At 42.2% G+C, this 12,753-nt stretch carries 19 protein-coding genes; 2 read left to right on the top strand and 17 right to left on the bottom strand.

The genetic code is table 11. The annotated features are described in order from the left end of the window. Positions 1 to 270: 270 nt before the first annotated feature. The 5 genes from acpP to M0N77_RS08550 all read right to left on the bottom strand — a co-directional run bounded on the left by acpP (position 271) and on the right by M0N77_RS08550 (position 3,997). Complete coding sequence (gene acpP, locus M0N77_RS08530; RefSeq protein WP_353104782.1) at positions 271 to 507, bottom strand: acyl carrier protein; 237 nt, start codon at positions 505 to 507, stop codon at positions 271 to 273. Between the two features lie 289 nt (positions 508 to 796). Next, a complete protein-coding gene (fabG, locus tag M0N77_RS08535) occupies positions 797 to 1,531 on the bottom strand; it encodes a 3-oxoacyl-ACP reductase FabG (RefSeq protein ID WP_353105610.1) in 735 nt (244 codons plus the stop codon). Then, the gene (gene fabD, locus M0N77_RS08540; RefSeq protein WP_353104783.1) at positions 1,522 to 2,496 is read right to left on the bottom strand and encodes an ACP S-malonyltransferase; all 975 of its coding nucleotides are present in this window, start codon (positions 2,494 to 2,496) and stop codon (positions 1,522 to 1,524) included. The genes fabG and fabD overlap by 10 nt, the downstream gene beginning before the upstream one ends. A 418-nt stretch (positions 2,497 to 2,914) precedes the next feature. Next, positions 2,915 to 3,097: a 50S ribosomal protein L32 gene (gene rpmF / locus M0N77_RS08545; RefSeq protein WP_010196743.1), complete on the bottom strand. Its 183-nt coding sequence runs from the start codon at positions 3,095 to 3,097 to the stop codon at positions 2,915 to 2,917. Positions 3,098 to 3,403: 306 nt separating this feature from the next. Further along, positions 3,404 to 3,997, bottom strand: coding sequence for a DUF177 domain-containing protein (locus M0N77_RS08550; RefSeq protein WP_353104784.1), 594 nt, complete (start codon positions 3,995 to 3,997; stop codon positions 3,404 to 3,406). A 240-nt stretch (positions 3,998 to 4,237) separates the two neighbouring features. Between M0N77_RS08550 and M0N77_RS08555 the strand changes: the two genes are divergently transcribed. Both M0N77_RS08555 and M0N77_RS08560 read left to right on the top strand, forming a co-directional pair. Continuing rightward, positions 4,238 to 4,939 (top strand): elongation factor P hydroxylase, encoded by a 702-nt coding sequence (locus M0N77_RS08555; RefSeq protein WP_353104785.1) that lies wholly within the window; start codon positions 4,238 to 4,240, stop codon positions 4,937 to 4,939. A 142-nt stretch (positions 4,940 to 5,081) separates the two neighbouring features. Further along, complete coding sequence (locus M0N77_RS08560) at positions 5,082 to 5,702, top strand: L-threonylcarbamoyladenylate synthase (protein WP_353104786.1); 621 nt, start codon at positions 5,082 to 5,084, stop codon at positions 5,700 to 5,702. A gap of 70 nt (positions 5,703 to 5,772) precedes the next feature. Here the strand turns inward: M0N77_RS08560 and rplQ are convergent, their stop codons facing one another. The 12 genes from rplQ to rplF form a co-directional block, all read right to left on the bottom strand. Further along, on the bottom strand, positions 5,773 to 6,132 hold the full coding sequence (gene rplQ, locus M0N77_RS08565) for a 50S ribosomal protein L17 (RefSeq protein WP_353104787.1): 360 nt from the start codon (positions 6,130 to 6,132) through the stop codon (positions 5,773 to 5,775). A 19-nt stretch (positions 6,133 to 6,151) separates the two neighbouring features. Continuing rightward, positions 6,152 to 7,159 carry a DNA-directed RNA polymerase subunit alpha gene (gene rpoA, locus M0N77_RS08570; protein ID WP_353104788.1) on the bottom strand — a complete coding sequence of 336 codons (1,008 nt, stop codon included), beginning with the start codon at positions 7,157 to 7,159 and terminating at the stop codon, positions 6,152 to 6,154. 81 nt (positions 7,160 to 7,240) lie between these two features. Then, positions 7,241 to 7,882 (bottom strand): 30S ribosomal protein S4, encoded by a 642-nt coding sequence (rpsD, locus tag M0N77_RS08575; RefSeq protein ID WP_353104789.1) that lies wholly within the window; start codon positions 7,880 to 7,882, stop codon positions 7,241 to 7,243. A 48-nt stretch (positions 7,883 to 7,930) separates the two neighbouring features. Continuing rightward, positions 7,931 to 8,320, bottom strand: coding sequence for a 30S ribosomal protein S11 (gene rpsK, locus M0N77_RS08580; protein ID WP_025644368.1), 390 nt, complete (start codon positions 8,318 to 8,320; stop codon positions 7,931 to 7,933). A 20-nt stretch (positions 8,321 to 8,340) separates the two neighbouring features. Beyond that, positions 8,341 to 8,697, bottom strand: a complete 357-nt coding sequence (gene rpsM, locus M0N77_RS08585) for a 30S ribosomal protein S13 (RefSeq protein WP_021813384.1) — start codon at positions 8,695 to 8,697, stop codon at positions 8,341 to 8,343. Positions 8,698 to 8,969: 272 nt separating this feature from the next. Continuing rightward, a complete protein-coding gene (gene rpmJ, locus M0N77_RS08590) occupies positions 8,970 to 9,086 on the bottom strand; it encodes a 50S ribosomal protein L36 (protein ID WP_025644371.1) in 117 nt (38 codons plus the stop codon). Positions 9,087 to 9,131: 45 nt separating this feature from the next. Further along, complete coding sequence (secY, locus tag M0N77_RS08595) at positions 9,132 to 10,463, bottom strand: preprotein translocase subunit SecY (protein WP_353105611.1); 1,332 nt, start codon at positions 10,461 to 10,463, stop codon at positions 9,132 to 9,134. Between the two features lie 19 nt (positions 10,464 to 10,482). Next, on the bottom strand, positions 10,483 to 10,923 hold the full coding sequence (gene rplO, locus M0N77_RS08600; RefSeq protein ID WP_353104790.1) for a 50S ribosomal protein L15: 441 nt from the start codon (positions 10,921 to 10,923) through the stop codon (positions 10,483 to 10,485). Continuing rightward, positions 10,923 to 11,102: a 50S ribosomal protein L30 gene (gene rpmD / locus M0N77_RS08605; protein WP_353104791.1), complete on the bottom strand. Its 180-nt coding sequence runs from the start codon at positions 11,100 to 11,102 to the stop codon at positions 10,923 to 10,925. Before rpmD ends, rplO begins: the two co-directional genes overlap by 1 nt. Positions 11,103 to 11,122: 20 nt before the next feature. Next, complete coding sequence (gene rpsE, locus M0N77_RS08610) at positions 11,123 to 11,638, bottom strand: 30S ribosomal protein S5 (protein WP_353104792.1); 516 nt, start codon at positions 11,636 to 11,638, stop codon at positions 11,123 to 11,125. A 2-nt stretch (positions 11,639 to 11,640) separates the two neighbouring features. Then, positions 11,641 to 11,991, bottom strand: a complete 351-nt coding sequence (rplR, locus tag M0N77_RS08615; RefSeq protein ID WP_353104793.1) for a 50S ribosomal protein L18 — start codon at positions 11,989 to 11,991, stop codon at positions 11,641 to 11,643. An 11-nt stretch (positions 11,992 to 12,002) separates the two neighbouring features. Then, on the bottom strand, positions 12,003 to 12,536 hold the full coding sequence (rplF, locus tag M0N77_RS08620) for a 50S ribosomal protein L6 (RefSeq protein WP_353104794.1): 534 nt from the start codon (positions 12,534 to 12,536) through the stop codon (positions 12,003 to 12,005). Positions 12,537 to 12,753 lie beyond the last annotated feature (217 nt).

A 12,753-nucleotide genomic window follows, 5' to 3' on the forward strand; every position in this document is an offset into this window, starting at 1 on the left:
AAAGCTCTCAGTTATAACAAACGACAGTCAGTAAGTGTCTTGGACTTTATGATTATAACAAAGGCAACGACTTTGCATAGTAGCGGTATGTTGAGTAATGTTAAGCTAAAAAATCTGCTTTAATACCTAATAACTTTTGCTAAGTTAAACTGATAAGGACAAAAAAACCGCTTATCTATACAGATAAGCGGTAAAATCAATAACGGGTATTAGTTTTTGCTAGTTATGCTAATAGCAATTTAAATAGCAACTTATAATACCTGTTAATAATTATAGCTGTGCTTGTACGTAATCAATTGCTTTTTGTACGGTAGTCAATTCAGCTGAGTCTTCATCAGGAATAGTGATACCAAAATCACTTTCGAACGACATGACTAACTCAACTAGATCTAAAGAATCAGCGCCCAAATCTTCCATAAAAGAAGCTTCGTTTTTTACGTCTTCAACGTTCATACCTAATTGCTCTGCTACTGCAGATTTTATCTTTAGCTCAGTATCATTACTCATTAAAAATACTCCTTTTTATCTATCGATTTGAGAATTGTTGACCAGTTGTCTATTGGCTTTAAGATTATGAATAAATTCGCAGAAAAACACCATCATCATGCCAAGCTTTTTGGTATTTGACAACAATTTACTATAATCAATTCACTATAGTATTGGGCTTTGGTCTAAAAGTGTCCGTCATTATAACAGCATTTATTAGAGTTTACACTCGTTCACACAAATTATTATAGGACTAATGTAACATTTAATATTTAAGTTTTATGACTGTTTTTGTATGCGTTGTAGCGAATTACATGTACATACCACCATTAACGGGCAGAACGGCGCCGGTTATGTAACTGGCCTCATCACCTGCCAAAAACAGCACCGCTGCAGCGATATCTTCTGGCTGACCTAGACGGCCAATAGGCACCGCATCTAGCATAGAATTGAGCAAGCGCTCATCAAGCTCATCGGTCATATCCGTTTCAATAAGACCAGGCGCGACACAGTTGATAGTCACTTGCCGTGAGCCAATCTCACGCGCTAAAGTACGACTAAAACCTTCCAAACCAGCTTTAGTAGCAGCATAGTTGGACTGGCCAGCATTACCCATCTGCGCCACCACTGAGCTGATATTGATAATACGACCACGGCGAGCTTTCATCATACCGCGAACAGCGCGCTTACTCATGCGGTAGACAGAGGTTAAGTTGGTGTCGATCACACTTTCCCAATCTTCATCTTTCATGCGCATCAATAAGCCGTCTTTAGTGATACCAGCATTGTTGACCAGTACTTGCACGGCACCATAAACGCTTTCGATCTCTTCAAATAGCTTGTCAATTTGTGCTGGGTCGCAGACATCCAATACCCGGCCTATACCACCAGAATCATGCAAATAATCATCGATTAAAGCCGCGCCTTTTTCAGTCGTTGCCGTACCAATGACAAAATGGCCTTCTTTGGCAAAACGTTTGGCGACCGCTTTACCGATCCCTCGGCTAGCCCCTGTTACTAAGGTGATTGTACGACTCATGATAATATCTCCATTAACTTATCAAGACGAGCTGGCTTATCAGTAGGATAACTAGTAATAGGCTGAGCCTGACGTTTTGCCAAATTACTAAGCACATTACCGCTGCCACATTCGATTAAAATATTAATTTGTTTATCTGCCAATTCTTGCATAGTTTTTGACCACAGTACCGCTTCACTAAGCTGCTCGGTCAAGGCTTGCTTGATACCTTGGGCGCTAGTCTCAACATGAGCGTGACGGTTTTGAATAACCGGAATAGTCGCTTGGTCAAACTGAATAGCCGCCAAAGCTTCGGCTAAAGCTTGGCTAGCAGGCTCCATCAAGGCACAATGCGAAGGGACGCTAACCTTTAGAGGAATGGCTTTTTTGCCAGTGTTTTGTACTTTATCAATAACCGCCGCTACCCCTATCGCGTTGCCAGAGATAACCACTTGTCCTGGGCTATTAAAATTTGCCGCATTAACGATAGCGCCATCAACGTGCTCTGTCGCTTGCTCACATAAAGTCTCAACGCGATTGTCCTCAAGCCCCAATACGGCAGCCATAGCGGTCTCAATGCCTGCAACGGCCTCTTGCATTAACTGGCCGCGCTTATGCACTAGCTGTATGGCCTCAGCGAAACTTATCACCCCAGAGGCACACAGCGCACTATACTCCCCCAAAGAATGTCCTGCCATATAGCAAGGAGTAATATTTTTTTGAGCTAGCTTGTCTTTTAGTACTCGCCAAATAGCAATGCTAGCAGCTAGCAAAGCAGGCTGAGTATACTTGGTCTGATTTAAGCGCTCTTCATCTTGACAGATCGCCCATAAGTCCTCTCCAAGGGCCTCACTTGCCTCATTAAAAGTCTCATGAATTTGCGGATAAATCTCAGCAAGCTCTGCGGTCATACCTACTGCTTGCGCACCTTGCCCAGGAAAGACAATTGCAATACGGGGCTTTGTTGTTATCGTATCAGGCGTTGATGCCATAGCCAATATTCCTTAATGATTAAAAGCGCTCTTTGTTTGAACCAATTATCGTCGCAAAATAGGGTAATAACAAAAATAATAGCAAATGCTAGTGTTGCAAGCCAATCTCATCAACCCATGATAAAAATGACAAAAGAGTAAGACTGACAGCTATCTAGCATTAGCAAACTATACACTGCTCTAAGCGATTATCATAGCGACTTAAGTTGAGACTTGAGCATAAACTCAGATAGACAGTCAAATAATAAACGACAAAAAGCCAAGCCATCGAACTATTAAATTTATAATAGCAAGATAACTTGGCTTTTATCAGCATAATTCATAATGATCGATAGTAAATAGTCAGCAATATAAAAGCTGCCTATTAGAACAGACAGCGATTATTTTAGATTGAGACCTTTACTATTTGACTAATAAATTAAGCGTCTTGACTAACTTTGAATAACTGACGACCACGATAAAAACCGTCTTTAGTCATGTGGTGACGACGATGCTTCTCACCGGTAGTAGCATCAACGCTCAATTCAGCCACTTCCATACGATGGTGTGAGCGGCGCATGTCACGACGAGAACGGCTTTTACGACTTTTTTGAACAGCCATGATATAGCTCCTATACTTAAAAAGGGGTAAGCTTAAAATTCAGCTTTAATCGATACTGACTTACCTTATGACTTATAAAATCTAAATCACTATAAGCTAATACAGTACTAAATTAATGAGTTTGCTACTGGTATGAACCCGCTGACTAAATCTAAACTCTACAAATATTTTATTTAATCAATTTTATTCACAAGCAGCTTGTTGCCAGAGTGCAATAAACGGGACATTATACGCATCTTTTACGCATTAATAAAGCCCTGCTGCAAACTCTTCTGTGTAGAGTTGACAAAAAAGGGATTTAAAAAACTACAGCTTACCCTTTAATGCGGATAAAGCGGCAAAAGGGTTTTCACCCTCTTCCTCTTCGGGTATCTCGCCAAACTGCTCAACACTCATCTCACAATCATCATGTTTAGGCGCCATTGGCACTTTTAGTAGCAGCTCGTCCTCGATTAGCTTTTTGAAAGGCAATAAGCGTTCAGGCGTTTGATTATCAACGACTTCCTCTAATAACAGATAGTCCTGTTCTTCATCGACTAAGCTTGCCTGACTCTCCTCTTCTAACAACGCAATATCATAATCATCAGTCAGATCGGTTGCTACCGGTTGCAGACAGCGCTGGCAGGTTAGCCATACCTCGCCATCAACCTCGAAAGACAAATGCAGCACATTATTATGACGATATAGCTTGGTTTTTATGTGTAGATTAGCTTGCTCATGCTCAGTGGTTAATAAAGCATTTAGACGCTCAAAATCTACAGGAGCAACGGCACCTTGCCATTCAAAGCCGGTATCCTCCCACTTGTTTAACGAGATATGCTCAGGCATACGAGTGGACGACTTAGCCTGATTATCATCAATAGCAGTCGTTGTTTTTGAGTTAGTTTGGGAAGATGACATAAGCGGCCTCGCGGATGAAAATGGGGTATAATGTTGCCTGCCATACTAACCGAAAGCGCCATTTGACACTAGCGCTAGTATGTTACTGTTTTTGTTGGCTTAAGATAGCGGTTAAGTGGCTTTATTTTTAGACATTATTGATAAGCCCTGCTAAGTTAACGCTGCAATACCTCTACTCTTTCAACATTACCTTTTAGTGATGCCCTCTTCGTTAATATTTCTAGATAATTAGTACTTTTTATGACTTCTCTTATTGCTACCAATTTTATTACCAAAAATAAAACAACTGTTACCTTTTCTGAGTTACTGACTAGTAATGATGCTAGTAAATTATTAGCGGAACTTAATGATTTACTGCCAAATAAAAGTCATAAGCCTTATTTAGACAGTAGCGGTAATAAAGTGTTCTATTTTAATGATCTTAAACTATTAGCCGATGAGCACAAAGCTACTGAAGCTTTAATAACATTATTTAATCGCTTATTTGCCGATCAGCAGGTACAGCTGGTAAGAGGTGAGCATGAGCCTGAGTATTTTCCAGCAGATAACGACAACCCTGCCCGTATTGAATTTGCGCACGGTTTTTTTGCCAGTGCTTTGCACGAGATCAGCCATTGGTGTATCGCTGGTAAGGCTCGTCGGCAGCTTAGCGACTTTGGCTACTGGTATGCTGCTGATGGGCGTAATGAGGCGCAGCAGCGAGCTTTTGAGCGCGTAGAGATCAAACCGCAAGCATTAGAATGCTTATTTACTCTAGCTTGCAACAGGCCTTTTCAAGTCTCGCAAGATAACCTGTTTGCCGATTTTGATACTAGCGATAGCAGCTTTGCTTATGATGTTTATGAGCAGGCTAAAACTTATATCGCTAATCCGCAAAGCTTACCTAGAGACGCTCAAAATTTATTGACAGCACTCTTGCGCCTATTTATTGGCAATAACTAATCGTTTAACGATTTTCCACCATTTGTAACGTCTCGCTACTACTATCCAAAACCGCTTTGATTTTATACTAATCATCAAAGCTTGATTTATTCAAAATAAATTAGGCTGATAATAAAAAAATAACTATAAACTAGGAGCTAGTATGCAAACCCTTTATATTCACCCAGAAAATCCGCAACCGAGGCTTATTGAACAAGCCGCTGATATGCTACGTAATGATAAGCTCATTATCTATCCAACAGATACCAGCTATGCTTTTGGCTGCCGCTTGGGAGCTAAGGATGCGCTTGAGAAACTTAAGCAAATTCGCGAGCTTGATGACAAGCATCAATTCACTTTGCTGTGTCGAGATTTAAGTGAGATTGCCAATTATGCTACGGTCGATAACCATCAATTTAAACAACTTAAGGCTCATACCCCAGCGCCTATTACTTTTATTTTGAACGCTACCAAAGATGTGCCAAAGAAATTAGCTCACCCTAAAAAGAAAACTATTGGTATTCGCGTACCGAGCAACCCTATTGCTCAAGCATTACTTGAGGCGATGGATGAGCCTATCTTAACCAGCTCATTAATCCTACCTAATCGCGATGATATTTTGGATGATCCATTTGATATCGAAGAGTTATTAGAAAATCAAATAGACGCGCTTATTAATGCCGGAGTTAAGACTACGTTACTGACTACTATCGTCGATATGACTAGCTCTCAGCCTGAGGTTATTAGACAAGGTGCCGCTGATGTCAGTGATTTGATGTTGTAGCTATATTTCAGGCACAAAAAAGCTCCAATAAATTGGAGCTTTTTTATACAACATCTAAACTAGTTATAGATTAGTCACGATCAACTAACTCTACATAAGCCATAGGCGCGTTATCACCGTCACGATGACCGCACTTAACGATACGTAAGTAGCCGCCTGGACGATTTTGGTAACGTGGGCCTAAAGTGCCAAATAACTTACCAACCATAGCTTTGCTACGCATGCGACTAAAGGCCAAACGGCGATTAGCAACACTGTCTTCTTTAGCCATAGTGATTAATGGCTCAGCGACGCGACGTAATTCTTTTGCTTTAGGTAAAGTAGTTTTGATCAGTTCATGCTCAAATAATGAGTTAGTCATGTTCTGGAACATAGCTTTGCGATGACTGCCGGTACGACCCAGCTTGACTCCACTCTTACGATGGCGCATAGTCAAATATCCTTAATGTTTAACGGCTGCGATAAGAGAAGCGATCATCAACCCGTAAATCAGCTGGTGGCCAGTTATCTAGGCGCATACCAAGCTCTAAATCTTTAGACGCTAGTACGTCTTTGATTTCGGTTAATGATTTCTTACCAAGATTTGGGGTTTTTAGTAGTTCAGTCTCTGAACGCTGTACCAAATCACCGATATAGTAAATGTTTTCAGCTTTTAAGCAGTTGGCTGAGCGAACCGTTAGTTCAAGATCGTCCACAGGGCGCAGTAGCACTGGATCAACCTCTTCTTTTTCTTTCACAGGCTCAGGCGCTTCTTCAGCTTCTAGATCAACAAAGATAGAAATCTGTTGTTGCAAGATAGTAGCTGCTTTACGAATTGCTTCTTCAGGATCAATAGTGCCATTGGTTTCAAGCTCAATGATAAGACGATCAAGGTCAGTACGCTGCTCAACACGAGCGTTCTCAACCTGATAGGCAACACGTAGCACTGGGCTAAAGCTTGCATCAAGCTTTAAGCGGCCAATTGCTTTGGTATCACCATCTTCACGGCGCTGATTTGCTGGCTCATATCCACGACCCATCACTACCCGCAAACGCATTTTTAGATGACCGCGCTCACTTAATGTACCCAATACTAATTCTGGATTAATAATGTCTACATTATGCGGCAAGTCAATATCTGCAGCAGTAATGGTGCCTGGACCTTGTTTATCCAAGGTCAAGAATACTTCATTTTGGTCATGAAGCGTCAATGCCAAGCCTTTGAGATTCAAAAGCAAGTCAAGGACGTCTTCCTGCAAACCTTCGAGCGTAGAGTATTCATGGTCAACACCATCAATCTCAGCTTCAATGACTGCAGCACCAGGTAATGAAGATAATAAAATACGACGTAGAGCATTCCCAAGGGTATGCCCAAAGCCGCGTTCTAACGGTTCGAGCGTGACTTTCGCAATCGTCTCATTAACCGTATCCACGTTAATGGCATTCGGCGTTAGAAACTCAGTTGCATTTAGCATCATGATGTCACCTCGATTTGTTTATCTGGATTAATTAACGCTAATAGCTCAATGTTATAACCATAACATTGAGCCCTACGTTACTTACTTAGAGTATAGCTCAACGATCAAGCTTTCGTTGATTTCAGCAGGTAGATCAATACGATCTGGAGCATGCTTAAACGTGCCCTGTAGTTTGCTGTTATCAACTTCAAGCCATTCTGGAATACCACGTTGTGACGCAAGCTCTATAGCGTTTTTGATACGTAGCTGTTCGCGAGATTTCTCTTGAATAGCGATGACATCACCATCTTGTAACTGGATTGATGGAATGTTCACTCGAACAAACTCATCACGACCCGCTTTTTTAAGCATAACAGTGCGATGGCTTACTAGCTGACGTGCTTCAGCGCGCGTTGAGCCAAAGCCCATGCGGTATACTACGTTATCTAAACGACTCTCAAGCATAGCTAGCAGGTTCTCACCAGTAGCGCCGCGCTTACGAGCCGCTTCTTTATAGTAGTTTGCAAACTGACGCTCAAGTACGCCATAGATGCGCTTAACTTTTTGTTTTTCACGCAGCTGTAGAGAATACTCCGAGCTCTTGTTACGGCTTACACCATGTTGACCAGGTGGACGAGCTGCTTTTTTGGTTTTTACATCATACGGCTTAACACCAGACTTAAGACCTAAGTCAGTGCCTTCGCGGCGTGATAATTTCAGTTTTGGTCCAATATAACGGGCCATTGTTATGTCTCCTATAAGCTCTTATAATAAAAAGCTTCGTCTTTAATATTAGACGCGGCGCTTTTTGGGCGCACGGCAACCATTGTGTGGGATTGGGGTTACATCAGAGATGCTATTAATTTTATAACCCAATGCACCAAGTGCTCTTACCGCAGACTCACGACCCGGTCCTGGTCCTTTGACCAAAACATCGACATTCTTAACACCATATTCTTGGGCCGCTTTACCAGCGACTTCAGCTGCAACCTGAGCAGCAAATGGTGTAGATTTACGTGAACCACGGAAGCCTTGTCCACCTGAAGTGGCCCAAGCCAAAGCATTACCTTGACGATCGGTAATCGTAACAATGGTGTTATTAAAAGACGCATGGATATGGGCTACGCCCTCCGATACTGAACGACGAGTCACCTTTTTGCGACTACGAGTGTCTTTTGCCATCTTTTAGCTTCCTAAGTTAATTATCTTTTGAGAGGGCGTGTTGGACCCTTACGCGTACGAGCGTTGTTCTTAGTATTCTGACCACGAACAGGCAGATTACGACGATGGCGGATGCCACGGTAACAACCAAGATCAACTAAACGCTTAATATTCATTGACACTTCACGACGAAGATCACCTTCCGTCATGTAGTTTGCTACTTGTGCGCGGATAGCATCTAACTGCGTATCATCTAACTGGCTAACTTTAGTAGTAGGGGCAATGCCAACTGCTTCTAAGATTTTCTGAGCAGTGGTACGACCTACACCAAAGATGTAAGTTAGTGAAATAACAGCATGCTTATTATCCGGAATGTTTACGCCGGCAATACGAGCCATTGATTTCTCTCCATTAAAGAAAAATATGCATTATTCATCATAAATAGCGCACTTTTTCAGATTTGTTGCTGTTTATACTTAGCTAATATTTGCTTAATGTAAAGAGCACTTATCATTGATAAATAGCCAATAAAAAGAGTATCTAAAGCAAAAGCAATAAAAGTTTTCGGTATGAACTACGGCAAGTGGCGGATGATATCGCATCCGCCACTTTTTTTCAAGTATTAATTTGATATTAGCTACAAGATATAAAATCGATAAGCTATTATCTATTAACCTTGGCGTTGCTTGTGGCGCGGTTCTGCTGTGCAGATCACATGAACGCGACCTTTACGGCGGACAATTTTACAGCTACCACAAATCTTTTTTACTGAGGCTTGAACTTTCATGGAATGCTCCTTGAATAACCACCCAATTGACTTAAAGTTTGAGCTCTAAGATTGTGTGGGTGATTGAATTAACGTCTGATCATGATATTGATGGGTCATCAAATGCGCTTGAATTTGCGAGATGAAGTCCATTACCACAACCACCATAATCAGTAGCGACGTACCACCAAGTTGGAACGGCACACCAAATGAGGATTGAACGACCATAGGCATCAAACAAATAACCGTCATGTACATCGCGCCAATAAAGGTCAAACGGTTTAATACATGGTCAAGATAACGCTGAGTTTGTTGTCCTGGGCGAATACCTGGAATATACGCACCACTACGTTTAAGGTTTTCAGCAACTTCGCGTGGACTAAAGACTAATGCCGTATAAAAATAGCAAAAGAAAATAATCATCGCACCGAACAGTACCAGATACAGCGGCTGTCCAGGAGACAACACTAACGCTATATTTTGTAATATCTTTTGGGTAAAAGTAGGATCAGCCGATTGACCTACCCATTGTCCTAAACTTGCTGGAAACAACAATAAGGAGCTGGCAAAAATAGCAGGAATAACCCCTGCCATATTTAATTTCAGCGGCAAATGCGACTGCTGCTGAGCATAAATCTTGCGACCTTGCTGCTGTTTTTGTGCATAGTTCACCGGTACTTGACGCTGAGCACGTTCGATATAAACGATACCCGCCGTCACCGCGACACCTAATACCACAAAGATAAAGAGTACAATCAAGTTCATCTGCCCTTGATTGACTTGTTCGATAGACTGCGAAATCATTCCCGGTGTACCGGCAACAATGCTAGCAAAAATAAGCATTGAGATACCATTACCCACGCCGCGCTCTGTAATCTGCTCACCCAGCCACATTAAGAACATAGCACCGGCAACCAAAGAGGTCACCGCAGGAATATAAAAGGTTAAACCGGATGATAAAGTCAGATTTTGACTGATCAGGCCGGCACACATTCCTAACGACTGTACTAGCGCTAAAGCAAGTGTCCCTTGACGGGTATACTTATTTAGCTTACGCCGACCCGCTTCGCCCTCTTTTTTGAGGGCTTCAAGCGACGGTACTACCGCAGACATCATCTGTACAATAATTGACGCTGAGATGTACGGCATGATACCCAGTGCCATAATGGACATCCGCTCCAGCGCGCCACCTGAGAACATGTTAAACATGCTAAGGATAGTGTTTTCGTTACGCGAGAACAGATCGGCCAAATTAACGGGGTTAATACCAGGTACAGGAATGTGTGACCCTAAACGGTAAACAATCAATGCGCCGATTAAAAACAGTAAGCGCGTCCAAAGCTCATCATACTTACGTATAAAAGCAAAAGGATTGAGCGGAATACCGCTTGAGGTCATTGATTGTTTTGACACGTTACTACTCCTCGATGCTACCACCAGCAGCTTCGATGGCTTGCTTAGCGCCTTTAGTCACTTTTACACCTTGGAAGGTATAAGCTTTAGTGACGTCGCCTGACAAGATAATACGCGCACGCTTCATATCATGACGAATGATGTTAGCTTCTTTTAAAGTCGCTACGCTAACCACATCGCCTTCAACTTTATTCAATTCAGACAAACGGACTTCAGCAGTCGTCATTGCCATTTTACTGGTAAAGCCAAATTTTGGTAGACGGCGATATAAAGGCATTTGTCCGCCCTCAAATCCTGAGCGAATGCTAGAACCTGAACGTGACTTTTGACCTTTTACACCACGGCCGCCTGTTTTACCAAGGCCTGAACCGATACCACGACCACGACGTTGGGCAGTTTTTTTCGCGCCAACACCTGGTGATAATTCATTTAATCTAAGTCCCATTACGCTTCCTCCACTTTTACCATGTAGTTAACGCGATTGACCATACCACGAGTTGAAGGAGTATCTTCAACAATCACAGAATGGTTAATGCGGCGTAAACCCAATCCTTTCAAGCTCGCTTTGTGGCTCTTGAGGCGATGGGCACCCGATTTAAATTGAGTGACTTTCATTTTTTTCATCGTAACTCACCTAGTCTAAGTTAACCCAAGATTTCGTCTACAGATTTACCACGTTTCGCTGCCATCTTTTCTGGAGTTGACATATCACGTAAACCGTTAAACGTAGCGCGAACCACGTTAGCAGTATTGGTAGAACCATAACATTTAGTCAAAACATCTTTGACACCAGCAACTTCTAATACCGCACGCATTGCGCCACCAGCGATTACGCCAGTACCTTCAGATGCAGGCTGCATATAGACTTTGCTCGCACCATGACGTGCTTTGATTGGATGATATAAAGTGGCTTCGTTAAGCTCAACCGTAATCATATTGCGTTTAGCCGCTTCTAGTGCTTTTTGAATGGCGGCTGGTACTTCACGGGCTTTACCGCGACCAAAACCAACACGGCCATTGCCGTCGCCGACTACTGTTAAAGCAGTGAAAGAGAAAATACGACCACCCTTGACTACTTTTGCAACGCGATCAACGGTAACTAGGCGTTCTACTAAACCATCGCTTTGTTCATTTTTATCATTTCTATCGTTTCTAGCCATGATTAAAACTCCAATCCATTTTCGCGAGCAGCTTCAGCTAAAGCTTTTACTCGACCATGATATTTAAAACCACTACGGTCAAAAGCAACTTTAGTAATGCCAGCGGCTTTTGCGCGTTCTGCGATCAATTGGCCTACAGACGTCGCTGCATCAGCGTTACCAGTTGCGCCTGAACGCAAGCTGCTGTCTAAGGTAGATGCCTGAGCGATCACTTCACCACCAGTAGGAGAGATAATCTGGGCATAAATGTGTTTTGGTGTGCGGTTAACCGTTAGGCGATTGACACCCAAATGACGGATATGCGCACGGGTTTTTTTAGCTCGACGCAGACGAGCTGCTTTTTTATCAAACATTTCATCTCACCTTATTTTTTCTTGGCTTCTTTGCGAATCACATGTTCGTCACTATAACGAATACCTTTACCTTTATAAGGCTCTGGTGGGCGGAAACCACGGATATTAGCCGCTGCTTGACCTAGCTGCTGCTTATTGTTTGATTTCAAAACAATTTCAGTTTGCGTTGGGGTTTCAGCTGACACACTTTCAGGTAACGTATACTCTACTGGATGTGAATAACCAACGTTCAAGGTTATTTTATCGCCAGCAGCTTGTGCACGATAACCAACACCGATAAGTTGCAGGCGTCTTTCAAAGCCTTCAGTCACGCCGATAACATGGTTGTTAAGTAGAGCGCGGACGGTGCCAGTATGCATCATGGCTTCTTTTGAATCGACTGCAGGTGAGAGAATGATAGCATCATCTTCCTGTTTCAGCTCGACCAATTCATGCAGGTGTAAAGACAAAGTACCGTTCTTGCCTTTTACTTCGACCTGCCGATCGTTCAAAGTAACACTTACGCCACTAGGCAGTGTCACTGGGGCTTTAGCCACACGAGACATAGGAATATTCCTTAAAAAAATTAAAACTTCTGTTAGCAAACTCTTATCAAAACCTAAAATTATAATCGGTTAGGATAATAGCGAAAAAACTAACAGGCCAAAAAGCGTGTTAGTTTATCATAGTTGACCTAACTTAGCACCTATCAATTCAATAAAATTATTAGGCTTTAAATTTATATTAGACTTACGGCTCATGAATCAATTAAAGCTATAAGTC

This window comes from Psychrobacter sp. AH5, from assembly GCF_040371085.1.
Lineage (GTDB): Bacteria > Pseudomonadota > Gammaproteobacteria > Pseudomonadales > Moraxellaceae > Psychrobacter.